Consider the following 25474-nt stretch of genomic DNA (forward strand, 5'->3'; position numbering starts at 1 on the left):
AATCTACTCTGCCGTCGGCTTCATTCGCCAAGCCCAGTAGAGGACGCCAACAAAGGCGGAGAATTCGATAAGTGAACGCACGAGTCCTGTGGTTTGCGTCGAAGCGACCAAGGCAATCAGGCAAAATACGATAATCAGCCAGTTTTTCAATTGCATCTTCCTGCAAACTTAGGGGATGCTCATTATTGTTTAGAACTAAAAACTCAGCAAATATCGATTTTCAATAACAAATAGCTATAACAGCTAAGCCAATCCTGCGTTGATTAAGCCGCCTTAGGGCTTGATGCCGCTTCATTCGCAGCAAGATCTTGATTATGTTCTTGAATAAAATCTTCCATAAACCAAGCGCAAAAAGTATGGCGTCCATCGACTGCCGCTTTACCGTAAATGGTCGATGCCTGTTGTCTGACGGTTTTTTCTTTAGTCTGGCGCACTTCAGCAATTTCTTTAAAACTTAAGCCCTTAAGTAATAAAAATGCCACTTGCTGCTCACTCTTAGTAAAGCCCCAAGTCTCGAATTGCTGCGACACCGCTTGGCTATATTCTTGTCTGGCAGAGCGCATTTGCGTCGACATATTGTCGATTTTTTTATCCGCATGCTCCAACCGTTTAGCCAACGCTTTCACTTCGCGGGAGCGACGAATAAGGTCATAACTTAAGTACATGGCACCAATCACAGTGAGCACTAATAACATGGCTTCCTGGGCAATATGCCATTGGGGAATGCCCAATTGAATGTCGGAAGTGATGTCAAAAAGCTTAAAGCATATGATCAAGGCCAACAGACCAATAATGACAAGATCCTTCATCGAAAAACTCCTAAATAAAAGCAAAATCAACCCATTAATTTATGGGACATATGTACCATAGACGGTTTTATGATACATGTCCCCCACGACTTTCGCCCACCAATCCCTACACTGACAGCACACTTTATTACCATAGAATCGTCCTATGTCTGTCAGTACGTCTTGTATCAAGTTATGTCTGTTGGCGACCTTAGTCAGCTGCAGTTTCCTGTGCCACGCCGCTAATTCCGAGCTATCTCAAGCACTCACCACCAGCCAAGCAAGATTACATTCTCTATCTCAATCAGGCGGTCAGTTACCGCAATCACAAATAAGCTTAAGCAGTTCATCTTGGCTCAATGGCCTGCCGAGCATTAGCTTGAGTCACTTAGGTAGCCTAGATAATGGTAACAGCTACGAGCAGGAACTCTCACTCAATTTGCCAATAAAATCCCCTGCTTTGCACAGCAGCGATAAGCAAATTAAACAACTCGCCCAAGGCATTCAGGTGCAACAAGCCGCGCTGCAAGGCCTGTATTTATCGGGATTATTGCGACAAAGCCTGTGGGAACATCGCCTTGCCGCAGTAAAACTGGCCCAATTAGATCGCAAGAGCCAATTACTCGACAAGCTTCATAGTCAGCAAAAGCAACTCACAGATGCGGGCGAACTGCCGATTGCCCACATTCTCTTGTTAGAACGCGAACTGGTGGATATTGCACTGGAGCGGGTCGATCTTAATCAGCAACAGGCCGAGGCGCGTGCCCTCTATCAACAACTCACCGGACAAGAGCAAATACCGCAGAACATAGCCGAAACCGCGCGGCCACTTTCTGCCAACAACCAACCCAATGACATGCTCGCGCAGCATCCATTATGGCAACTATTGAGCCTGCAGAAGCAACAACAGCTGTTGATCATCCAGAGTCAGCAAGCAGGGAATAACGATCCTTGGGCAGTCTCACTCACGGCCAAAAATACCGCAGATAATCAAGTCGATGATCAACAGCTTGGCATCGCCGTTTCTGTACCGCTGACCTTAGGTTCTGCCCTATCACAAACCGAATTATCCCAATGGCAACAAGCCAATACCGAGCACACGCTCAACCTCGACCGTACCTATATCGAGCTAAAAACTCAGCTTAAAAAACTAGAGCAACAGCAACAAAATCTGCTCGACCAACAAACATTGCTGACTCAAGCCTTACACCTTAGCCGCACCATCACAGAGGAGCTGGCTAAGGTCAAAGACCAAAACCAAGTTAGCTACGAAGTCTGGCTGCGCCGCTATATGGATGCCCTCGATACCGAATCCCGCTTGGCACTGAACCAAGTCGCGCAGCAACAACTGCACTCCCAACAACTGCAAGCCTTAGGAATTTCATTATGATGGCCAAGTACGGCGCATGCCTTTTCTGTTTATCCGCCAGTGTTGCCACCTTAGTGCAGGCTGAATCCTTAACGATAAGTTCCCTCGGTAATTTAGACCTGAGCTACGTGCAACCACAGAAAGTCGCCAGTTATGAGGGCAGCCCGTTGCCCGCGCAGGTTGAAATCCTCCCCGGTAACGATTACTGGATCAGCACACCGGAGAATATCCAGCAGATCAGCTTTCTCGTCGGCCAAGGCCAGCTCGTCACTAAAGGCCAAGCGATTGTCAAACTGACTGGGCCAGAAGTGTTCCACTACCTCGCCCAAGTCGAAGCCGCCAGCAGCTTGTATCAACTAGCCAAAAGCCGTTATGAGCGCAATAAACCCTTATTAAACAATGGCAGTATTAGCGCAGAAAAATGGCAAGAGATCAGCCAAGACTACTTCAGCACTCACCTCGAATACGAGCACATGCAGCATTTTATGGAGATAGTCAAAAGCACAGATGCCACCACAGACTCCCTAGTGGTAGGCACGCCAGTGGCGGGGATCGTTAAACTCAACCAAGTGAATGGGCCTTATATGGCGGGTTCACAGCTATTCTCACTGGTGCCCAGCGACAGCATTCGCGTCAAGGTCAGTGTGCCTATGGGTCAGTCGCACTCGCTCTCGGCGGTGAATATCAATCAGTGCCATATCGCCATTGAGTCCGTGTCGGCCATCGCCGAAGGTGCCTTTGTGACCGCTTGGTCATCACCCGTACCGCAGGAATGTAACTTACTGTTAGGACAACAAATCACTGTGATACCCGAGTATCAAAAGGCAGTGTATTTATTGCCTAAAAATAGCGTATTCAGTTGGGAGCAAGACAGCCAAGTCTTCACTAAAACCGCAGACACGCTCACCTCGATTACGATCGATATTCTTGGCTCAACCCCTGAGCAATATATCGTTGAAAGCGATCAAGAACTCAGCCAAATCCAAGTGTTATCCCAGTCAGTTGCTGCAGTCAAAGGCATAATGCTTGGCCTAGGAGGCGAATAAGATGCTTACCTCAGTCATCCGCTTTTCGCTTACGCAGCGCTTATTTGTGCTGATTGTGGCGCTGATCATCATGTTAGCGGGAGCGCGAGCCTGGTTTTCCATTCCCTTGGATGCCTTTCCCGATATTTCGCCCACCCAAGTGAAGATCATCCTCAAGGCGCCCGGCATGACGCCGGAGGAAATCGAAGCGCAAATTACCGTGCCGATTGAAACCGAACTGTTAGGTATTCCCCATCAATCGATTCTGCGCTCGACCACTAAATACGCCATCAGCGATATCACCCTAGATTTCGACGAAGGCACAGATATCTATTGGGCGCGCCAGCAGGTGAGCGAACGCATCGCCGCCGTGTGGGACAGTTTCCCTGAAGGTGTGACGGGCGGTGTGGCGCCTATGAGTACGCCTCTCAGCGAAATCTTTATGTTTTCACTCGAAAATCCCAATCTATCACTGATGGAAAGACGGCAGTTGCTCGAATGGGAAATCCGTCCGCTACTACGAACCGTTGCAGGTGTCGCCGATGTGAATATCCTCGGTGGCTATGCCAAAAGCTTTAGTGTGACCCCCAAACCTGCGGCTATGGCGGCCGCGGGCGTAAGTTTTGCGGCGCTGCAACAGGCGATAGTGGAGAATAATCACAACGAAGGTGCGGGCAAGCTCACTATTGGTACAGATACCATCATAGTGCGCGCCGAAGGTCGCATCGATGATATCGACGAGCTCAAACAATTGGTGATCAAGGCCGATGATGCCAGAGTGTATCGACTGCAGGATTTAGCCGATATTCAAATTGGCCACTTAGCCCGCTATGGCGCAGTCACTAAGGACGGTAACGAAACCGCCGAAGCCTTGATCATCGCCCTGAAAGACGCCAATACCGCACAAGTGGTCAAAAACATTAAAGAAAAACTCGATCAAATCAGCCTAACCTTGCCAGAAGGGAGCCAGATAAACACCTTTTATGACCGCGCGAATCTGATCAATACCGCGATTGATACCATCTCCAATGCATTATTCGAAGCCGTAGTGTTGGTGATCATCTTGCTGGCGCTATTTTTAGGCAACGTGCGCGCCGCATTGGTCGTGTCACTCTCGCTGCCTCTTGCCGCGTTGATGACGTTTTTGATGATGGATTACTTCAATCTTTCCGCGAACTTAATGAGTCTAGGTGGCTTGGTTATCGCCATCGGCATGTTAGTGGATTCATCTGTGGTCGTGGTCGAAAACATGGTGAATCTTATCGCCACTAAGCAGAAATTACCGCGGCTGCATTTGATTTTTCGCGCGACTAAAGACGTTGCCATTCCCGTGGTGTCGGGCACGGTGATCGTCATGATAGTGTTCTCGCCCTTGCTGACCTTGAGCGGGCTCGAAGGCAAACTCTTTACCCCAGTTGCGGTCACTATCGTGTTTGCCATGCTATCGGCGCTGGTGTTGTCGTTAACTGTTATTCCGGTTATCGCTTCTTACCTCGTCAACGAAAAAGCCGCCAAGGAACCTAAGGCGATTGAAAAGCTTAAACAGCTTTATCTGGGCAGTCTCAAGAGCACGTTTAGCCATCAAAAACGCTTTATAGTGATCGCCTTTAGCTTGCTTATCGTCAGCCTAGGGCTGTTCGGGTTAGTGGGAAAAACCTTTATGCCGACCTTAGATGAAGGCGACATTATCCTGCAGTTGGAGAAATCTCCGTCGATTTCACTTGAGGCTTCGATTGCCATCGACAAGCAAATTCAGCAAACCTTGCTGGCTAAAGTTCCTGAAATCAAACAAATGGTGGCGCGTACTGGCGCGGATGAAATCGGCTTAGATCCCATGGGGCTCAATGAAACCGATGTATTCTTAGAACTTCTGCCCCGCAGCGAATGGCGCTTTGCAAATAAAGAAGCGCTTATCGATGCGATCCGCACTGTGTTATTGGACTATCCCGGCGTTAATTTTAACTTCACTCAACCGATACAAATGCGCATGTCCGAAATGCTCACCGGTAGCATTGGCGACGTGGCGATCAAGGTCTTTGGTAACGATATCGACACCTTAGGTCAGCTCACGAGCCAAATCCAACAGCTGGTTAATGCCACCAACGGCAGCGTCGATGTGAAAATGGCGATGATCGAAGGCAGTCCTTTTATCAACCTCACCTTAGATAACGAGCTCGCTCGAGGCTTTGGCATGAGCACCATGGAGTTTGCCCGCTACCTGAAAAGCCAGCTCGAAGGCGTAATCGTGACCGAAGTGCTACAAGGTAAAAAGCGCACCCCCGTGCTGATTGCTAACAATCAGAGCCACTTAAGTAGCATTAATGAGCTTAAAAATCAGTTACTGGTGATGCCAGATCACTCCTTAAAACGCCTAAGTGATGTCGCCACCTTAAGCTATAAGCAAGGCCCCATCCTTATCGAGCGTGAGCAAGGGAATCGCTTTTCAGTGATCACCACTAACGTGCAAGGTCGCGATATCGTGAGTTTTGTAGAAGAGCTCAACGCTAAAATTGCGCAGGAAATCAAACTCCCGAGCGGTTATAGCGTGAGTTTTGGTGGCGAGTTTGAAAACCAACAGCGGGCCACCAGCAATTTACTACTCGTGATACCCATTGCTATCGCACTGATCACCCTGATTTTATTTACGACATTTGGCTCGCTTGCCAAAGCGGGCTTAATCCTCGCCAACGTTCCCTTCGCTATGATGGGCGGGATCGTTAGCCTGTATTTGTCGGGAGAATATTTATCAGTGCCCGCCTCGGTTGGCTTTATCGCCCTGCTCGGCGTCGCTGTGCTCAATGGCGTGGTGATGCTCAGCTATTACGAACAAACCAAGCACATGTTCAGCAACCTGCGCGAACGGGTGGAACAAGGTGCGGCGCGGCGTTTACGTCCCATTTTGATGACAGCGACTACGGCGATGTTTGGTCTTATGCCGCTGGTATTTGCCTCGGGCCCTGGGGCTGAAATTCAAAAACCTTTAGCGATTGTGGTGATTGGCGGTCTGCTCACTTCAACCATTACCACACTGTATTTACTGCCAATTCTGTATTTTTGGCTGGAGAAACGTAAATGAGCACAGAACAACTGTTAGTACTGATCGCCCAAAATGATATTAAGGACGACATAGTCGATACCTTGATAGAGCTGGAGTTTCTGTCGGGTTTTAGCCTAGGGAATATTTGTGGTTTTAGCCGTGAACACAGCCATTTTAATATCAAGGAACAAGTGGAAGGTTATCGGGAGTTTTGCAAATTCGAAATCATGCACCCCGCTGCGCAACAAGCGGCGCTGCTCGATGCACTGGCTTTGGTCTGCAAACATAATCCCTGCCGCTATTGGATTATGCCCATTTATCAAAATGGCACTTTGTCCTAACTCACTGCGCCATTAACCGCGTTAAATCTAGGCATGCCGGCCTTATCGCTAAGGTCGGCATGCCTTATAAACTCGCTACAAAATTGGCGTTGGACGACGCACTAAAAAGCCACTCAAAATCGATAAAATGCAGTAGGCGGTAAAGAAGTAAAATCCATTTTCAAATTGCGCTTGGGTTTTTAGCATTTCCCCCATACCACCTGAGGCGTTCCCCGCCATAAAGGTGATGATCAGCGCCACCACAAACACATCGGCCATCGACCACTTAGCGAGTGCGTTGACGACGGCATTAATCCTCAGTTTCAGGCCAATCGAGCTCACACATTGCTGTGCCAGCATTAAACTCAACTTCAAGGCAGGCACCACCACGCTGAATAACATCACTAATCCTGCGACGAGCCTGTTCCCAGAGTGATAAAGTTCGGTCACCGTTCCCCAAATACTACGGGTTTTCTGCAACACTTCGACTTCGCCCTTAAGGCTACTCAGCCCCAGCAAACCACTGACCATACTCAGCATACCGCGAGCGCTGTCGCGCCCCGAGTCTTCATCGAAACGTTGAGCAACTTGCTCTATGCCCTGCTCGGTCAGCTTGGCCTTATCGATAGTGCCGCTAATACTCAAAATAGGTTGAGTCACCCCAGGGATTAATAAAGCCAGAGATAAGAGAATGATAAAAATAGGAAATAATGATTTCATAGCACTGTTCATCGCATTGCCAGACTGGAGAAGACATTCAGTTTACGGTTTTTAGCGCAAGCTCTGCAATCGTTCGCACCAGCCATCGACTTAGATGACCGGCATTAGAGACACGATTTGAGAATTAATAGAAAGGCGTTGGATCGATATCCAATGAACTCGGTGACACGCCGCGCTCGATATACAGCTCAGATTTTAATAAATCCACCATAGCGACATCTGTGTAACGTTTTACTTTTAAAGAATAAAAGCACTTTACGATTGGATGTAGTGCATCTCTGTCTTTCGAAGCCCAGACAATACCAATTCGGCCGTCCGATAATTCAACTAAGGAACCCACAGGGTAAACACCAATACAACGAATAAACTCATAGACCAATTGTTGATCTAAGTGAAATGGCGTCAGACTGAGTAAAATTTTAAAAGCTGCGGCAGGGCTCATGGCCTCTTTGTAACAGCGCGTCGCGGTTAACGCATCGAAGATATCGACGATACAACTCATACGGCCATGGCGGGGGATTTCATCACCTTTCAAACCCCTTGGATAACCACGGCCATCTAACTTTTCGTGGTGCATTAAGCAGATATCTTTACTGATCTGCGATAGACCAGTAGTTTCGTTCATAATTTCAAGCGCATACACTTGATGCAGCTTCATATGTTCGAACTCTTCCGGTGTCAGTTTACCCGGCTTGTGCAGCACTTTATTATCGACTTTAATCTTGCCAATATCGTGCAAAATCCCACCGACCGCCATTTGCCGCAGCATATCGCGATCCAGCTGTAGGTATTTACCAAAGGTTACCAGCAGAAAGGCGACATTCACTGAATGTTCGAGTAGATAGGCATCTTTTGAACGGAGCGCAGACATACATTTAAGTGCATCAGCATCTAACATGACAGACTCAATCATGGTATCGGCTAACGCTTCGAAGGGCGCAACTTCGATGGCTTTGCCTTCGAAGGTTTCGGATAACACTTTACGAATAAGGTCTTTCGCTTCGGTCAGCATAACCTTAGCTTGAGCTTGTTGCTTATCGCGACTCACTGGCGCTTTTCGATTGTCAGTTTGACTATCGTTAGTGGCTTTTTTCTTTAAACCGCAATGTTCTGCCGAACGCTCAGCGTCTACCCAAACAAATTTAATACCGCTTTTGGCCAGTTTTAAAATCGCATCCTTGTGTTTAATTTGTCCAGCATTTGCAATTGCAAGTTGACCTTTATCATTTTTGTCTATGGCACTGACAAACATACCTAATGTCAATTGCGACACAGGTAATTTGATAAGCTCAACTGATTCTGCCGACTCACTCATATCTACAACCCCAAGGATGATGTGCCCGAAAAAAATATCAACTTAACCATACGACATAAAAGCGACCTACGCTCAAATGTTCTGTTGTTATTCTTGATTATTATAGAACAGACATGAGGGGCATTCTAAGCCGCGCATTAGAAAATCACCATAGACTTTCTTGGTAAACAAAATGCCTTAAACAGTATGCGATGGAATAAGGGCTCAAGGCTTAGGCAAGACCCGTTTCACACTCTCACTTTTTCAATAAATGCCTAAGGGCTAAGCATTCAAAACCGGCGACCATCCAGCGGCGATATTGGCAGTTGTAGCAGGAGCGGGGCTCATCGTCGATCTGCTCGTCTTCATCATCTGGGATAAAACGCGTGCACAGTTTGGCAACTTGCCTCGCCTGTGGATATTGAGCCAGTCCCGCCTTAAAAATCCAGCGGTCATCCTTTAATTCAAATGCATGTTCGACCAAGTTGAGATCCATTTAGCACTCTCTTTTTAAACTCTTTTACTAAACTTGCTCTAGTAGTCTTGCAGGGCTTGCTTGCCCGCATTGCGCCATTGCTCTGCCTCTCGATGAACGAGCAATACAAACTGATGATCAAGGTATACGGCTTTCACTTTGCCCTTCAGTTGCACTCGCTCATCAAGCGCAAGTCGATACTTGTCCGTGCTCATCACAGCATCAAGCCCAGTTTGTTCTAGGATATCGGCAACGCTGAGTTCGAGTGAAACATCCTCAAATTGGCCAAGTTTAATCTGGCCTTTTACCCTGCCGTCGCTGCCCATCAAACGTAGCCCTAATCCCGCTAATGCACCAATCACGCCTTGGCCTGTGCCACCATGTTCGGTCAGCTGAATATTAAGTTGCTCAGCCAAGGCATAGGCCGCCGCTTTCGTGATCACTTCAATTTTTGCTCTGCGACCAAAATCCATTAAAGCTGCGGCATCATAGCGAGAGTCAACATCGAGTATGGCGATGCCAGGATCGGCAGCGGGAGCCGATTCCGCAACCAAGTGCGCAACGGCATATTGGTGGATCTCGGCCTGCGTCAGTGGCGAGCGCAGCGCAAAACACATGGCACTGTTATGTGAGGTATAAGGAATATCAGGGTGCACAAACAATTGATGCCGCGTCACAAAGGAAGCATGGCCGCCCGACATATTCGCGAGCAGATGGGCGATTTCCTCGGCAATTTCGCCCGTGCCCTTAGTGCCTATATCATCGGTATCGTCGATACAAATCAGCCAATTTTTCATCTGCATTTCCTAAAGCTTTAAAAAGGTTTTTAAAATTTGTCACGGTGTAACAGGTCGTGGGCTTTTAATCGCGTCAACACAGGCGGTACAAGCAAGGCGCCCAGAGTGGCAAAAAAGCCGCCTTTTAATACACTCAAGCCCCATTGAATCATCACTACATCCAGCGCCATGCCCGCGAGCATATTGGTGAGTGCCACTTTACCTGCCCAAGCGATACAGCCTGCAATGCCTAAGATCACGCAGCGCCAATGCAAGTTCATACTGAGCGGCAAGAGTAAGGCGACGAGATCCATTGCTATGGCAGGCAATGCAAACTTCAGTAAAATCATAGGCCCGCCTTTACCTACGCCTAAAGCCATGGCCACTATGCCCGCGATAGCACCGCATGCCGTCATGCTGCCGAAACGACCTAACACGCCATAACAGATCAAATAAAAGAAGCTCATCAGGAACATGCTGTGGCCAGACAAGCCCAGTTTCAGCCTTAACATGCCCGTTAATGCCACCAGCAAGGTGGCGCAAAAGCCGACAAATAAGGAGTCTTGTAGACTCAGCGGGATTTTTTTAGTCATTTTTGTCTCTCGGTGAATGCCAATGTGTTGGCCGTTGCGCTAAACCAAAGTGACGGCTCTGCGCTGCAACGGCCATCTGGCGAGATAATTTAAGTAATTGGATTAAGACGGGAAACAACACGCAATACACCAACTCGGACCAATTTTTAGGGTTACGCAGCGCCTTAGGTGTAATGCGAGCCCCGCGCAGACACTGGATCTGATATATCTCGCGAATTTCATCTGCCATATAGGGCAATAAACTTAAGGATGCCGCGACCACAAAGGCCCACTTGGTCGGTAAAAACGCACTTAACACTTCACCAATCCGCTCGGGAGCCGCCGTAATACACAACCACCAACCGGGAATGGTCGCCAAAATAATACGCGCAACTACCACGGCGCCTTGGGCTAAATGTTCAACGCCATAGAGGATTAAATACAGACTCAAAGTGATGCTCAATTGCACTAAACCTAGCTTTAGCACGCCCCAAATACTGCCGCGCCGCAGCAAACCGTGGATAACAAGCAGTCCATTAAGCCCTGCTAATGGCAAGAGTAAAGCAGCGGGCAATACAAAAGCACAGGCTGAGAGCACGCACACCAATAGCAGCGACAACGCACAGAGTGCCGTTTCCCGCCGCTCATAACTCCAATGCCGCAGCGCGCGTAGGCGCCGACAACTAGCCCACATAACGCTCTCCTGTTTCAATCAATTCCTCCACCAATAAACCATTACGCAAACTCAATTGCCGTGATACAGCGCTGTGTTCAATGCTTCTGTGACTGCTGAGCAAAATAGCGCAACCTTGAGAGCTTAACCGCTTCAGCAAGTACCACACTTTGCCGTAGTAATGCTTATCCATCCCCGCCAATGGATCGTCCAAAAGCAATACTTTAGGGCGTAAACAGGCGAGTGACGCTAAGGCAATCAAGTGCTGTTGACCGTAGGATAATTTGTGGGGCGACAGCTGAGCTAAGCTAAATAAATCCAATTCATCCAACATCTGCGCCGCGCGTTCTTTGGGGAGTTCAAAACGCCTAAGGCTAAACTGCATTTCGGCGAGCACGCTGGTCTCGAATAATTGTCGACTCGGCCTTTGCATCAGCAGTCCCAGCTCAGCGCCATAAATCCCTAGCTTAGGTCTTCGCCCTAGCACTTTAAGCGGAAGACGCTGCCTTGAACTGAGTACGCCAGCTATGGTTTTCAACAAGCTAGTTTTACCAGAGCCGTTATCTCCCACTAAGGTCACTATCTCACCCGCCAGCAGTTGGAATCCGTGCGGACACGCAAATAACATGGGACAAGCATCGAATCCAAAATCAAAGGCTTCGGCGCTGACCAAGACTTTGCCCAAATGCTCAAACTTAGGCTGATTTCGCCACGCAGGCGCCTCAACTTGCGGCGCATCGTTCACGGTATAGATGCCTTCGGATAACTTGCCCGCCTCTAACTGCCAGTAATGCTGAATAATCTCAGCGAAGGCCGAGGCGTTATGTTCAACCAACACTAGCGCCATGCCATCTTGAATAAGATTGCGAAGTACGACCAGCAGCTCACTCACACCGTGATCATCGAGTTGTGCCCAAGGCTCATCGAGCAGCAGTAAATGCGGCTCGCACACCAGTTGAGCGGCTATCATTAAACGATATTTTTGACCAAGGGAAAGCGTGCTGACTTGGGTATCGAGACGCAGATACAAGCCCACTCGCCTTAGTGCCAATTGCACTTTAGGTAGCATTTGCTCAGCGGGAATGCCGAGATTTTCTAAGGCGAAAGCCACTTCGGCACCAACGGTTTGCCGAAGGAGCTGAGTTTGCGGGTCTTGCATCACCAGACCCGTAACCAATTGTGGGTAACGCCAGATGTCGCCTTCATGCGGGCGATTTAACACGCCCACCAGTAGGTTTAGCAGACTCGATTTCCCAGAGCCCGTAGGACCGCTCACGCAATGGCATTGGCCAGTGCCAATGGCCAAGTAAACCTCCTGCAATACAGTCGGTAACTGGCTACCATAGTTGAAGCTAACGCCTTCGAGCGCTAGGAGTTTCATCTTAGATCTGCCAGTTCACACCGATGAAGATCTGTCGTCCCGCCTGTGGCAGAGCTTCACTCTGGTAGTAATTTTCATCCAGCAAGTTAGTCGCACGTAGGTAAACATCTAACTTGTCACGAATTAATGGCTGTACCAAATTCACGTCTACTAAGGTGTAGTTGTCTAACGACTGCTGTTGATATTGGGTCTGACCGCCAACCTTCACCTGCGTCGCATAGACTTGGTCTAAAATACGCTCCACGTTGAGGTGAACTTGAGTCTCGAAGGGAAATTCGTAACTCATCTGCCAACGTAACTGGTGACGTGGACGATATTGCAAAGCATCTAAGGTATCGTCGCCGTCTATCTCTTCTGAATCGAGAAAACTATAAGAGAAGCTCAGATCTAAGTGCTCAATCGCATGGTTATTGATTTGGAAATCTACCCCTTTGAACTTATAACGCCCCATATTTTGGTAGAAACCATCGACATCCTTGGCGATGTAATTTTTCGCATCAGTGTAATAGCCATAAAGGGAGAAATCGGTACTCGCCGGCAGATTCTGCTCTAAACCCAGCTCCACATGCTTAGACTCTTCGGCTTCTAAATCGCTATTGCCAGATAGCTGCGAATACAAGTTCACCATAGAGGGGAAACGCACTTTACGTGCCACACTTAAGCTTAAGCGGGAATCCTGCGCCGCCTGCCAATAACTGGAGGCCATGGCCGAATAGTTGCCATCGGTACTATCTGTGGTGTCGAGTGAATGATAAGCGCCACCTAAGGTAAAGCCGTACTGCAGCTCAGATTGATACTGATACTCAGCCGCGGCCGTATATAACCAGGCAGAATCATTTAAGTTCTCGGCGCTGCCTGTGCCTGTTCCACCACCTGTGCCTGTTCCACCACCTGTGCCTGTTCCACCTCCTGTGCCTGTTCCACCGCCATTATTGCTGCCGGTATTAGCCGTATAAGTATCGACGACAGACTTCCAGCTCTGTTTCTCGGCAATGACCGAAGTCGTGAATAAACCCGCGGTATGCAAGTCTGTGATTAACTGCAGATTGACACCTTGCACAACCGAACGTCCATCTTGCGACAGCGTCACCGCCTGATAGGCTTCATCGGCATAGGAGGCTTCTAAGGTATCGCTTTGATTGTGATAGCCAAAGCCACGCAGGGTGAAAGTGTCATCAAACTGATGTGCTAATCCCAGTTGGAAAGTATGGGCGTCATAATCATCAGTGCGTTCAAATTTGAGCTTGCCGCTACCAGTGCCGTCACGGGCGGGCTTTCCCCATTCGCCACTGCGCAGTGCCATGTTGGCAATCAATTGAGTTTTATCAGATAACCAGTAACTGCCTTGGGCATAAACGTTAGTGACTTCTTTATCTGAATTCGCGCGCAATTCGCCGTCTTGGTATTGCGTCGGTTCAAAGTCATTCGACATAGGGAAGCCGTCAGTTTGCTGGCGACTGATACTGACCAAGCCTTGCCAGTCCTCACCCGAACCTGCGGCGCTGATATCACCATTTAATGTATTGTCTTTACCCGCTTCGAGGCGCCCAGCCAGAGCTGGTGCCGTGCTGCCCTGCTTGGTAATAATGTTGATCACGCCGCCCGCACCACTTGGGCCATAAAGCACAGATGTGGGGCCGACAGAGACTTCTACCGAGGCAATTTGGCTTGTGGGAATAATACTCGGGTCGAACTGACCATCGTCGGCGCTGCTCATAGGCACACCATTGACCAACAAGGTCACATGGCGAGTTTTAAAACCACGAATATCGACCCTTGGTGTTCCGTCACCACCAACACGAATGTACACACCCGGCACATTCTTTAAGACTTGATCTAGGCTTTGCGCTCCGGTTGCGCGGATCTCTTCTTCACTAATGCTCCAATGGGTCGTCGCCATTTCACTGGCTTCTCCGCCGTCACCATGCACGACGATCACCTCATTGATATTGAGTCGCGGATCACGGGCGATTTCATCGGCTTGAACAGTAAAACTAAGACCAATAGCTAAGGCTAAAGATGACACTCTAAAGAGGGTATTCTTGGTAATCATATTATTGTTGTCACGTCGAAAATTTAAGATGTGCCCGCTATTGTGAACCGCGATGATTCTGTCTCAACCGAAAAACGTTTAAAAACCAACCCAGATCGACTAATTGAAACAAAGGGAAAGCGCATGGCGTAACCAAGAGACAAAATGTCCACCAAGGGTGACTTATCCGACAAAAAGACCCACTCATGTCACATTTTTTAGCAGCGTAAAATGAGACTATGGCGAAAGTCACACGCTGGGGGCTTACATCTTGACACTCTAGACCTTGGCCTTTAATTTGAGCGAAAGATTCTTATTTACAAGCTGAATCAACTAAAGGTAAATGACTTGAAAAAGAGTACATTAACCTGAGTCGAATTCATTGATGCTGACAGAGTGACCTTCAGCTTTCGCCTTCATCCCTTATCTTTGCTTTGGAGTTCTATTTGCCCGTTCATGCCCTGTCAGAAGACCTTAAGTCTCTCATCGACAAACTCATTCAATTAAAGCAAGTTCCGCCGACGGAGCCGATAGTGCAGTTGTCGCTTAATACTGTCGCTATGCCTTTAATTTCATGGCTGGCATCGCAAACGCAATTTCCGCGTATCTACTGGCATGGGCGCGACAGAATCGAAGAAGTCGCGGCGATAGGGGCGTGTAAAGACTTCAGATTCGAAACCGGTATTAACGATCAACAACTGGCCATCGCCTACCAAGAGCAGCGAGCCTTATCGACGAATCAAAATATTCGTTACTACGGCGGTGTTGCCTTTGATCGCACCATAGAATCTTGGCCAGAGTTCGGTAATAGTCGCTTTATCCTGCCGCGCATTGAATTTAGACGCAGCGGTAGCAAGTTTAGTCTGTTGGTGAATCTAAATTTTGCCGAGAATGATCACCATAGCGAAATCGACAAGGCCATCGCCGCTATCGAAGCTGTGATGCCCGCGAAACCACTCTCGCCGCCGAAGAAAATCGTTCCACTTGGCCGTAGTGACAAGCCCAATTTTGAACGCTGGAAGACATTAGTGGAGCAAGTGGTCGAGCCAAAGTTCAATCAAGACACCCCAAAAGTGGTGTTATCCCGCTTAACTCAGCTTGAAGTGAACGAACCTATCGATCCTTGGATGGTACTGGCGTGCTGGCAGGGACGTAATCCCAACAGCTTCCAATTTGGCTTTCAATTCAGCCCTGAACGCACATTTATCTCTTGCTCACCGGAGCGTTTGTTCCGCCGCCGTCAGCAGGAATTATTCACCGAGGCGTTAGCAGGCACAACGGTACGCGGCTTAAGCCAAGAAGAAGATATTGCGCTGGCGAATGCCCTGTTAGAAGACAACAAGAATAGCGTAGAGAACCAACTCGTTCGTAGCCACATAGTGAATATGCTCACGCCGCTGAGCAATTATGTCGGTGCCGATGAATTAGCGACCATCTTTAAACTGAATCATATTCAACATTTGCACCGCGCGATTCGAGCCGAATTAAAGCCGGGCGTAAATGATTTCCAACTGTTGCAAGCACTGCATCCAACCCCTGCAGTGGGTGGCTTGCCGCGGCATTCGGCATTGAACTTTATTCGTCAGCGTGAAGGTTATACTCGTGGTTGGTACGCAGGTGCCTGCGGTTACTTCAATAAGTATGAGAGTGAGTTTTCGGTGGCTATCCGCAGTGCGTTGATCGAACCGGGTCGGATTAACCTATTTGCGGGGGCGGGAATTATTGCGGGTTCTGAGCCCGAAGCTGAGTGGCAAGAGCTTGAAAATAAACTCGCGACTATCATGTCGATTCTGTTCGAAATGTAATAAGCCTAAGGTCTATTTTTCACCATCAACCCTTCGTTTTTCAAGCGTTTCAAGGTAAAGCCTGTCCTGTTCACCCGAATCAATTAAACGTTTATGTGCAAGGTCAAAATGGTGTTTCAGCATCTGACCTTTTTCAGTATTCGCGAAGGCGAAATAGGTTTCAGCCTTGAGTACGCCTTGAATAATCACAAAATTTTGTGGCGCCTTCAGCTTAGGCACATACATAAGCAAATTAGATTTATAATCCAGCACGGCATCTATGCGCCCTGCATTTAAGCTATTGAGCATAGTCAGCATATCGCTGCTTTCTTCGTAGTACATGGGCACGGGAGTCAACATATTGTATCGATAGGCCAACATGGCCTGAACCCTCTTATGGGATAGACTCTCAAGTCCTGTCCAAGTCGCCTCTAACTCGGCGGTCACCGCTACATCGATAGAATCCACTTCAACCGTATTCTCAGTTAACAGCGCCTTTTTAGTATCTCCCTTATAAACGCTGAGGGTGATATCGGTACGATTATGTTCAACCAGATAAAGGCTACGGGCAAAGGGCATAAACTGCACCTTGAGTTGCCATTCTGGCTCAGGGAAAACCCGCTGAAGTAACTCGAAGTAATAGCCCGTTTCATCACGATTGGCAAAATCATCCCACGATGCAGTCGCTACATTGACGACAATCGGCTGAGCGGCGCAAATGGATACAGGTAACACGGCTAAAAGTAAGCAAAAAATAGCAAAGAATCGTCTCATGGCTATCCTCCTTCGACGTACTCAAAGTGTAGAAGAGTTTTCATTCTATGCGTACATTTAAACAGCAGGCTTGCATCTTAAAACTCGACCACTATAATGGCGGCCCGATTTCGCCTCGCTGCGATCGGTAATGTTCGGTGATATTGTCGTAAACATAATAAATTGAAAATTAGCGGGTTCCCTCACCCCGCCCTACACAACTAAAAAGGCCACATATGTTAATGTTAACCACAGCGCAGCTTCGCCGCGCCTTATTCCTATTAGTAGGATTCCATATACTGATTATTTGCGTCAGCAACTACTTAGTACAATTGCCATTTCAGCTATTTGGTTACCACACAACCTGGGGCGCATTTAGCTTTCCATTCGTGTACTTAGCCACAGATCTCACTGTCCGTATTTTTGGCCAACAAGCCGCACGTAGCATCATACTCAAAGCTATGGTTCCTGCTTTGATGATTTCCTACGTGATGGGTGTCGTGTTCCATCAAGGTAGCTTCCAAGGCGCTGACTCACTTGCAGAGTGGAATACCTTTGTGTTCCGAATCGCTTTTGCCAGCTTTGCTGCTTATTTGATTGGTCAGTTAATGGATATTAAGGTTTTTGCCCGTCTGCGAATGAGCCGCTCTTGGTGGGTCGCGCCTGCGGCATCGACCTTAGTGGGTAATCTGGTCGATACCTTAGTGTTTTTCAGCATCGCCTTTTACGCCTCTTCCGATAGCTTTATGGCGGCCAATTGGCCCGAAATCGCTACTGTCGATTACGGTTTTAAGCTGATCGTGAGCTTAGGTCTTTTCCTGCCTGCCTACGGGGTTTTGCTAAAAGTCTTACAAGACAAGATTTTGCGCACCAATCCGCAAGAATCAATTTCCTGATTAACTCAACTGGCCAGACCTGTTATAATTTGACCAGTTAATAGTTCAGCCCTGCTCCTGTTAACGCGCGAGTGGGGCTGTTTTTTTATGAGAGCAAGCAATGTATTCTATCGAAACTAAAGCAGAGTCAGGTTTGACTCCCGAGTTAACCACTCAGCTTATCCAACTTAGTCAACAAATCCCTGAACTCGATCGTCCACTCACCAGCGAAGTGTTAAATCAGCGCTTACAGGGCAAGAAGTGTTTGATCTTAGTCGCGTATGTGGAAGGTGAACTGGCGGGATTTAAACTGGGTTACGAGCAAGAAGAGGCTATATTTTATAGCTGGTTAGGTGGCGTTGCCTCCGACTTTAGACGTTTAGGCTTAGCGCAGAGTCTACTTGAATATCAAGAAACTTGGGCACGCCGTCAAGGTTATAACCATATTCAGGTGAAAACGATGAACCGTTTCCCTGCGATGCTTAATTTGTTGATCAGTAATCAATATTTAATTACCGAGCTCAACGCCGATCCTAAAAGCTTAGTCGACCATAAACTGCATCTACGTAAGTCGATCTAAACCGTTAATGGATGAGAGCGAAACGATATTTGTAAAGATGTGCACTTTTTTCAATAAATAGCTTGCAAACACAATTGAGAATAATTATCGTTAACGTGCGTTCCAAAACTCATCTTTAACAACGATGACTGGTAATCGACGTTGTTACGGAGCTCCTGAGTTTGCAAGCACGACATTGCTCACACACACTCTTTGTGGCCGGATTCATCATCCGGCTTTTTTTTGCCTAAAATTCGGTGATGCAAAGCCACATAAAGTAGAACCAACAACTGCAGCCATATTTTAATGACAGGTAATCAATCGAATACGGCAAGCTGCCATATCTCACTCGGCAAAACTCATCGATAAGCTAATCGGCAGACATATCGCTGTAGTTGCCCGCAATGTGTAATCCCTCGTAGGGATTGTTTTGCTGATCTTCCTTCGCCTCATGGTACAAGCCTATGGTAAATAACGTACCTTTACCTAAGGTTGAACTCACTTCTATCGTGCCACCAATCCGCTTAATAATGCCGTAACTGAGCGAAAGCCCTAAACCTGTGCCATCCTTACGCGTGGTGTAAAAGGGGTCGAAAATCCGCCCTAGCTGCTCTGGTGCTATTCCAGAACCTTCATCTTCCACTTCGATTTTGACGCCAATCGGCATATCTTGCTGCACCCAGTCATAGGTTCGCACCCAGATACGTCCTTTACCGTCCATCGCATGCGCCGCATTTACTACCAGATTAATCAAGACTTGCAGCAACTGCGGTCGATTGACCTGCACTGGACAACTGGCGTTTAACTCAGTGATCAAAACTACTTCTTGTTTCTGAATCGAATGCCGCACTAACACCAGCATCTCTTCAATAATGGGGGTAATCGGATGCATTTCTAACGGGGCGTTAAATTCGCCCGGACGACTGTACTGCAACAGGCTGCGGATAATGGTACTGATCCGTCCCACCTGTTGAATAACGAGATCAATTTCTTCTTTTACCACTTCGGCGTTATCGCCAAGCTCATAGCGCAGTAACTCCATGTTGCCGAGGATAACGGCGGTCGGATTATTGATTTCGTGGGCAATACCTGCGGTCAATTCACCGAGTGCGGTAAGCTTCTCGTTGGTGACGAGCTGTTGACGTGTTTCATTCAGTAACGCCACGTTACGTTGCAGCTCTAAGGTTTTGTCCTGCAAGCTGCGGGTACGCTCTTCGACCTTCATTTCAAGCTGCTCTGCCGCCGCTTGGATCTGAGCATTTCGGCGCTGCAGTAAATCGAGCATACTGTCGAACTGCTCGGCCAAGTTCGATAACTCGTTATCCCTATCTAACCCTAACGCGCCGATACGAATATTGCGCCCCGACTGCACCGCCTGCACTACGTGGTGGATACGCTCAATCGGCTGCAACAAGCTGTAGGCGCCGCGATAAACCAGCAAGCCCGACACCAGCAGCACCAACATTAGAATCGTGCCCAGCTCTATGATATTTAATAAATAATTATGGATAAAAGGTGACTCAGAAAACCCCGTATAGATCATGCCAACACGCTGGCCGCGAATATCTTCCAAGGGAGCGTAAGCGGATATAAACCAATCGTTAAACACAAAAGCGCGGTCGACCCATTGCTCGCCTTGGGTTAACACTTTCTCCTTAACTTCCTCCGACACTAAACTGCCCAGCGCGCGACCTTGCGTCTCGTTGCCCGTGGGATAGAAGTGCAGTGGCACGTTAGTGGAGATACGGATGTTATCTAAGAAGATGGTCACAGTGCCGATGGAGCGCTCGGGTAAGGTACCCTTGTCGTACACCAGATCACGAATGTGGTCGACAATCCGCGTGTCACGATTGAACAGGATGCCGCCATCCAGATACCAAGCCACTTTACCTTGCATATCAGGCACGGGCAGCAGACTACGGCTCAATAAACCGCGTTCTTCAACGGTTTTTGTCGGACTCTGCGCCCGCAAAGTCGCGACTATCGGGATGCTCGCAGTGACCGCTAATTCTGGGTCGATGCGTGATAAGCGTTCGGGCGGCAACACCATCAAGCCGGAATAAGGTAATAACCCGTTTATCTTTGGGAGGATCTGCCGTAAATCAGGGTCAGCGGCCGCTTCGGCGACAGTGACGAGACGCAGATAATCGAGGTTAAGTTGTTTTTTCTGTTCGAGGAGAAATGCGTCGAGACTGGCTCTGTGAATGACTTCACCAGTTAATTCTTTACCACTGAAAAGTGGCCTAAAATCATTTTGAAAGGTCCAAGACGTTACCACACGTTCGAGTTGTTTTTCTTGGCGAACTTGCACTTGCTGCAAGGTATTTTCAGCAACAGATAAGTCAGCTTTAACCTTCATAAACAGCTGCTTACCTGTGTAACTGATATTCCAGTAAATAGTGATAAACACTAAACTCACCAGTGTCAGCAGAATAGGCAGTAATGTCAGGATTAATATGCGATAGCGCACCTTGGCCTGCATTTGCTGCCAACTGACACCAAAAAAGTGAGTGAAGAATGACACCCTATGACTCCTGATCGCCGCTGAAATCAAACCACTCTTTATACTTACGATCTAAGGTCTTACGCGAAACGCCTAAATCCCTCGCTGCAGCAGACTTATTGCCAGAATGTAAGTCCACAACGCTAGTCACATGGTGTTTTTCGACTTCTTTTAATGGCCAATCCAATGGATAACCCGATGTCGATAAAGACTCACTCTTTAGCTGTTGTTTCCAATATTCCGCAGGCGGCTTGCCCAGCAAAATACAGCGCTCAATCATATTGCGCAGCTCACGAATATTGCCTGGCCACTCGTGTTGTTGCAACTTCACCATGTCCTCATGGCTCCACACGACTTCTCTAACCCCTAATTCGGCAGCGAGTTGACGGGTGAAGTGATGGGTTAACTCGACCACATCTTCGGGTCTGTCACGTAATGGCGGGATTAAAATATCGAGCACATTCAGTCGATAATATAAGTCACGGCGGAAATTCCCCGCATCCACTTCATCAATCAAAGTGCGGTTGGTTGCCGCGATCACTCGCACATCGATGTTCACTTCTTTCTCGCTGCCCACTGGGCGAATCGCTTTTTGCTCTAATACTCTGAGCAATGCCGTTTGCATTTTCAGTGGCATTTCGCCAATTTCATCGAGGAAAATCGTCCCGCCCGAGGCAAAACTGAATAAACCTTCACGATTGCCTTTCGCACCCGTAAATGCACCTGCGGTATGACCAAACAGTTCACTTTCGAGCAATTCAGGGGCGATAGAGCCACAGTTAACGGGGACAAAAGGTCCCTGACGTCCACTGAGCAAATGCAATTGGCGTGCAACTAATTCCTTACCCGTGCCCGACTCACCTTGGATCAACACCACGGCATTGGTCGGCGCCACACGTTCGATAATGTGTTTCACCGACTTCATGGCCTCACTGCTGCCAATAATGGTCGATGAGTAACCGATTGAAACCTCACGGCGCAGCATCAAGTTTTCGCGTTTGAGCAGGCGGCGTTCAATACAACGATCGACCGCTGTCATCATCTGCTCAAGGTGGAAAGGTTTCATGATGAAGTCAGATGCACCCGCGCGCAGCGCAGTAATCGCCACTTCCATGTCGGCATAGCCGGTCATAAAAATAATGTCCGAACGACGACCCTGCTCATCCAACGCTTCGTGCCATTCGATACCTGAGCGGCCTGGCAGGCGAATGTCGACGATAAGCAAATCGAAATGGCAGCGACTACGTAGCTGCTCCGCATCTTCGATACTGCCCGCTGTTTCGACTAAGGCGAATTTCTTCGAGAGTGCCTTATTTAAAAAACTGCGCATTCCGGGTTCATCGTCAACAATCAGTACCGATACTGCCGATGGAAGAGGCTTGAGGTTATTATCTATCTGGCTCATATTGTCTGCTTCTGGACATTTTGACTCATTTGCGACCAATTCTAGCACTGAAAATAGATGAATAGGTCACTATGAACCACAGGAAGTAGGTGCTGAGACAATTTGTCTGTAGAGTATTTGTTAAGCTTGGGATCAAGCTCACAAATTAGGTTAAGCTGTGAAGAAAAGGACCGCATTCTCAGCTTGGCATCTAATTTGCTTTCAACCGAACGTATTACAATTTACGAGACCTTCCACTCAGTAGGCATTTGAGTTGGAATCCTATTTTTCGCCAAGGAGTACCCATGCTAAACATGAAATCTCATATTAAGTCACTACTGGGCCTGGTTGTTGCAGCCAGTATGTTCACCGTTTTACCCGCTCACTCGACTGAAGTTATCAAGTTAGCCACGACCACCAGCACTGAAAACTCAGGCCTATTAAAAGAACTGTTACCTAAGTTTGAAAGTGAATCTGGCTACAAGGTTCAAGTTATCGCCACTGGTACAGGTAAAGCCCTGAAACTGGGTGAGCAAGGTGACGTGGATTTAGTTATGACTCATGCGCCAAGTGCCGAAGCTAAATTTGTAGCCGACGGTTTTGGTGTTGAACCCCGTGGCATCATGGAAAATGATTTCGTGGTACTGGGCCCTAAAAATGACCCAGCAAAAATCCGTGACAGCAAAAATGCCGAAGAAGCTTTCGCGAAAATTGCCAAATCAGGCGTACCTTTTATCTCTCGTGGTGACAACTCAGGCACTCACATCAAAGAGTTAGAAGTATGGAAAGCGGCAAGTGTGACACCCGATTTCAAAGGTTACACGTCAGTAGGTCAAGGCATGGGCAAAACCCTGCTAATGGCAAACGAAATGCAAGGTTACACTCTATCTGACCGTGGTACTTTTGTAGCTTACAAAACTAAGCTAGATCTTGGTGTTGATTTCGATGGCGGCAAAACCTTAGCCAACCCATACCAAGTTATCCTGATCAACTCTGCTAAGTACCCAGATCTAAACCACAAAGGCGCTAAAGCGTTCAGTGACTGGTTGATCAGCAAAGAAGGTCAAAGCATGATCAATAACTTCAAAGTTGATGGCGAGCAATTGTTCAAGGCAACTTATAGCGAATGAGCGACGGCTGGCTAGCACTATTACAGCAGGCGTTAAGCCTGCTGTTTTCTTTAGACCCCGACGTTTGGTCCATCATTTCGATCTCGTTTTCGGTTTCTTTCGCGGCGCTGCTCATCACGCTGGTGCCTTCTATGGTACTCGGCTTTGTGCTGGCATTTGCGCCGTTTCGTGGCAAATGGATCGTCACTAATTTAGTTCAAACTCTGCAATCCATCCCCACTGTTGTTATTGGTCTACTGGTTTATTTATTACTTACCCGCAATGGCCCCTTGGGCGATCTAAAATGGTTATTTACCCAAGAAGGTATGATCCTCGGGCAAATGTTGATCTGCGCGCCGGTACTGATTGCGATGAGCCAAGCCGCCTTTACTAGCGTTGACCGTAGAGCATGGGAAACCTCACGCACTTTAGGTGCCTCTTGGTGCCGCGCAGTGTGGACTGTCTGCCGCGAGCTACGTATGCCCTTACTGCTGGCGATTGTCGCGGCATTTAGTCGTATTTTGACCGAAGTGGGTTGCTCTATGATGGTCGGCGGCAATATTTTAAACGTAACCCGTAACATACCCACAGCTATCGCACTCGAAACCAGCAAAGGCGACTTCGCCCAAGCTATCGCCCTCGGGCTAGTGCTGCTAATCTTGGCCTTGATCCTCAACTTTGCCCTCGGTGGTTTACGCGGCAAAGCCATGCCAAGGAGCCATTAAGCAATGACGAAAGTCAAACTGATCGCCCGTGACTTAGAGATGTCCTTTGGTGCGCGCCTGTTATTCAAGGCCGACGCATTATCGCTCTGCCAAGGGGATGTGATTTATCTGCAAGGCGACAACGGCACAGGTAAATCGACCTTGATGAAAATTCTTGCGGGCTTGATGGCGCCAACTAAAGGTAAAATTGAGACTGTGGGTTTTGCCAAAAATGCTTGGTGGCGACGCAATCCCTTATTAGGCAAAGCCGTTTATCTGCACCAACATCCTTATTTGTTCGACGGCACAGTGGAATATAATCTCACCTATGGGCTGAATTTCAGTTCAGAAACAAAAGCCAAGGCGAAACAACGTATTACTCAAGCGATTGAGATGGCACAACTAGGGTCACTGCTACACGCCAGAGCCAGTAATCTCTCTGGCGGCGAAAGACAGCGGCTCGCCATTGCACGCGCTTGGATCCTACAACCTAAACTGTTAATGCTCGACGAACCGACCTCCAATATGGACAAGGATTCCCAAGAGCTAGTATTAAAAATGATCCAACAACTCAAACACGAAGGCACAGGTATGTTGTTGAGTAGTCATCAGAATTGCGCGTTAACCTCCATCTGCGAACAGCAGTGGCACATAGAAGGCGAACGAGTGACGACCTCTTATCAACACCCAGAATCTTTGCCAGCACAGGAGTCTTTATATGTCATCGCAAATTGATGCCGTTATTCTCGCCGGTGGCATGGCGCGTCGCATGGGCGGCGACGATAAAGGACTCGTCGAATTAAACGGCGAAGCCATGATTAAGCACACAATAGACAGAATAAAACCTCAGGTTAAGGAGATCCTGATCAACGCAAATCGCAACCAAACACGTTATGCTGAGTTCGGTTTTAAGGTGATAAGCGATGAACATACTGGTTTCCTCGGCCCCTTGGCGGGAATGATCACCGCAATGGGCCAAACGGATGCAGACTACTTATTGGTGGTGCCCTGCGACTGCCCACTGCTGCCAACCGACCTTGTGCCGCGTATGCTGGCAGCGATTAAGGCTGAAGATGCGGAGATAGCCGTCGCCAGTGACGGTGAATATGAACAACCCGTCGTCTTACTGTTAAAACCCAGCTTACGTGACTCGATGAAAGCGTTTCTTGAGGCGGGTGAGCGTAAAGTGGACTTTTGGTATGCCAAGCATCACTTTGTTGTGGAGTCTTTCTCCGACCAGCCCAATGCCTTTGTAAATGTGAATACGCCAGAACAAAAACAACGACTGGCCATGGAAATTACCAAATAGCTAAGGCTCCAATAACCCAAATTAGAGGTGCA

24 protein-coding genes are annotated in these 25474 nt (G+C 48.1%); 11 read left to right on the forward strand and 13 right to left on the reverse strand.

Going from position 1 to position 25474, the window contains the following annotated elements:
- Window positions 1–3: 3 nt before the first annotated feature.
- The gene (locus FW758_RS12530) at window positions 4–150 is read right to left on the reverse strand and encodes a hypothetical protein (RefSeq protein ID WP_105253023.1); all 147 of its coding nucleotides are present in this window, start codon (window positions 148–150) and stop codon (window positions 4–6) included.
- A 113-nt stretch (window positions 151–263) separates the two neighbouring features.
- Window positions 264–809: a helix-turn-helix transcriptional regulator gene (locus FW758_RS12535; protein WP_105250726.1), complete on the reverse strand. Its 546-nt coding sequence runs from the start codon at window positions 807–809 to the stop codon at window positions 264–266.
- Window positions 810–954: 145 nt separating this feature from the next.
- On the opposite strand from FW758_RS12535, the gene FW758_RS12540 reads away from it, so the two are divergent.
- From FW758_RS12540 to FW758_RS12555, 4 genes are read left to right on the forward strand one after another with little or no spacing between them, the layout of a single operon-like run.
- Complete coding sequence (locus FW758_RS12540; protein ID WP_446445563.1) at window positions 955–2178, forward strand: metal transporter; 1224 nt, start codon at window positions 955–957, stop codon at window positions 2176–2178.
- Window positions 2175–3203, forward strand: coding sequence for a membrane fusion-like protein (locus FW758_RS12545; protein WP_446445564.1), 1029 nt, complete (start codon window positions 2175–2177; stop codon window positions 3201–3203). Before FW758_RS12540 ends, FW758_RS12545 begins: the two co-directional genes overlap by 4 nt.
- A 1-nt stretch (window position 3204) precedes the next feature.
- A complete protein-coding gene (locus FW758_RS12550) occupies window positions 3205–6258 on the forward strand; it encodes an efflux RND transporter permease subunit (protein WP_446445565.1) in 3054 nt (1017 codons plus the stop codon).
- Window positions 6255–6560: a DUF3240 family protein gene (locus FW758_RS12555; protein ID WP_248992622.1), complete on the forward strand. Its 306-nt coding sequence runs from the start codon at window positions 6255–6257 to the stop codon at window positions 6558–6560. Before FW758_RS12550 ends, FW758_RS12555 begins: the two co-directional genes overlap by 4 nt.
- 75 nt (window positions 6561–6635) lie before the next feature.
- Here the strand turns inward: FW758_RS12555 and FW758_RS12560 are convergent, their stop codons facing one another.
- The 8 genes from FW758_RS12560 to FW758_RS12595 form a co-directional block, all read right to left on the reverse strand.
- Window positions 6636–7271 carry a paraquat-inducible protein A gene (locus FW758_RS12560; RefSeq protein WP_413489643.1) on the reverse strand — a complete coding sequence of 212 codons (636 nt, stop codon included), beginning with the start codon at window positions 7269–7271 and terminating at the stop codon, window positions 6636–6638.
- 112 nt (window positions 7272–7383) lie between these two features.
- Window positions 7384–8574 (reverse strand): HD-GYP domain-containing protein, encoded by a 1191-nt coding sequence (locus FW758_RS12565; RefSeq protein WP_259573999.1) that lies wholly within the window; start codon window positions 8572–8574, stop codon window positions 7384–7386.
- A gap of 235 nt (window positions 8575–8809) precedes the next feature.
- Window positions 8810–9049: a hypothetical protein gene (locus FW758_RS12570; protein ID WP_006079419.1), complete on the reverse strand. Its 240-nt coding sequence runs from the start codon at window positions 9047–9049 to the stop codon at window positions 8810–8812.
- Window positions 9050–9087: 38 nt separating this feature from the next.
- Complete coding sequence (locus FW758_RS12575) at window positions 9088–9825, reverse strand: DNA-binding protein (protein ID WP_446445566.1); 738 nt, start codon at window positions 9823–9825, stop codon at window positions 9088–9090.
- Between the two features lie 29 nt (window positions 9826–9854).
- Window positions 9855–10397: a hypothetical protein gene (locus FW758_RS12580; RefSeq protein WP_006079416.1), complete on the reverse strand. Its 543-nt coding sequence runs from the start codon at window positions 10395–10397 to the stop codon at window positions 9855–9857.
- Window positions 10390–11070, reverse strand: coding sequence for an energy-coupling factor transporter transmembrane component T (locus FW758_RS12585; RefSeq protein ID WP_006079414.1), 681 nt, complete (start codon window positions 11068–11070; stop codon window positions 10390–10392). Before FW758_RS12585 ends, FW758_RS12580 begins: the two co-directional genes overlap by 8 nt.
- Window positions 11060–12430: an ATP-binding cassette domain-containing protein gene (locus FW758_RS12590; RefSeq protein ID WP_446445567.1), complete on the reverse strand. Its 1371-nt coding sequence runs from the start codon at window positions 12428–12430 to the stop codon at window positions 11060–11062. Before FW758_RS12590 ends, FW758_RS12585 begins: the two co-directional genes overlap by 11 nt.
- Window position 12431: 1 nt before the next feature.
- Window positions 12432–14483, reverse strand: a complete 2052-nt coding sequence (locus FW758_RS12595; protein WP_446445568.1) for a TonB-dependent receptor plug domain-containing protein — start codon at window positions 14481–14483, stop codon at window positions 12432–12434.
- A 425-nt stretch (window positions 14484–14908) separates the two neighbouring features.
- Between FW758_RS12595 and FW758_RS12600 the strand changes: the two genes are divergently transcribed.
- The gene (locus FW758_RS12600; RefSeq protein WP_446445569.1) at window positions 14909–16267 is read left to right on the forward strand and encodes an isochorismate synthase; all 1359 of its coding nucleotides are present in this window, start codon (window positions 14909–14911) and stop codon (window positions 16265–16267) included.
- Window positions 16268–16279: 12 nt separating this feature from the next.
- Here FW758_RS12600 and FW758_RS12605 read toward each other — a convergent pair whose 3' ends face one another.
- Window positions 16280–17020, reverse strand: coding sequence for a substrate-binding periplasmic protein (locus FW758_RS12605; protein WP_446445570.1), 741 nt, complete (start codon window positions 17018–17020; stop codon window positions 16280–16282).
- Window positions 17021–17235: 215 nt separating this feature from the next.
- On the opposite strand from FW758_RS12605, the gene FW758_RS12610 reads away from it, so the two are divergent.
- Window positions 17236–17895, forward strand: a complete 660-nt coding sequence (locus FW758_RS12610; protein ID WP_006079405.1) for a 7-cyano-7-deazaguanine/7-aminomethyl-7-deazaguanine transporter — start codon at window positions 17236–17238, stop codon at window positions 17893–17895.
- 100 nt (window positions 17896–17995) lie between these two features.
- Entirely contained in the window at window positions 17996–18454 is a 459-nt protein-coding gene (locus tag FW758_RS12615) for a GNAT family N-acetyltransferase (RefSeq protein ID WP_446445571.1), read from the forward strand.
- A 349-nt stretch (window positions 18455–18803) separates the two neighbouring features.
- On the opposite strand, the gene FW758_RS12620 is transcribed toward FW758_RS12615, so the two are convergent.
- Together FW758_RS12620 and FW758_RS12625 are read right to left on the reverse strand one after the other, a co-directional pair.
- Window positions 18804–20957: a sensor histidine kinase gene (locus tag FW758_RS12620; protein WP_432369331.1), complete on the reverse strand. Its 2154-nt coding sequence runs from the start codon at window positions 20955–20957 to the stop codon at window positions 18804–18806.
- Window position 20958: 1 nt separating this feature from the next.
- Window positions 20959–22341, reverse strand: a complete 1383-nt coding sequence (locus tag FW758_RS12625) for a sigma-54-dependent transcriptional regulator (RefSeq protein WP_006079400.1) — start codon at window positions 22339–22341, stop codon at window positions 20959–20961.
- A 284-nt stretch (window positions 22342–22625) separates the two neighbouring features.
- On the opposite strand from FW758_RS12625, the gene FW758_RS12630 reads away from it, so the two are divergent.
- The 4 genes from FW758_RS12630 to mobA are packed head-to-tail and all read left to right on the forward strand — an operon-like array spanning window position 22626 to window position 25442.
- On the forward strand, window positions 22626–23450 hold the full coding sequence (locus FW758_RS12630; protein ID WP_006079399.1) for a substrate-binding domain-containing protein: 825 nt from the start codon (window positions 22626–22628) through the stop codon (window positions 23448–23450).
- Entirely contained in the window at window positions 23447–24154 is a 708-nt protein-coding gene (locus tag FW758_RS12635; RefSeq protein WP_006079398.1) for an ABC transporter permease, read from the forward strand. Before FW758_RS12630 ends, FW758_RS12635 begins: the two co-directional genes overlap by 4 nt.
- 3 nt (window positions 24155–24157) lie before the next feature.
- Window positions 24158–24868, forward strand: coding sequence for an ABC transporter ATP-binding protein (locus FW758_RS12640; RefSeq protein ID WP_012588941.1), 711 nt, complete (start codon window positions 24158–24160; stop codon window positions 24866–24868).
- On the forward strand, window positions 24852–25442 hold the full coding sequence (gene mobA / locus FW758_RS12645; protein WP_006084724.1) for a molybdenum cofactor guanylyltransferase MobA: 591 nt from the start codon (window positions 24852–24854) through the stop codon (window positions 25440–25442). Before FW758_RS12640 ends, mobA begins: the two co-directional genes overlap by 17 nt.
- Window positions 25443–25474: the final 32 nt, after the last annotated feature.

This window comes from Shewanella sp. 1180_01, from assembly GCF_052850535.1.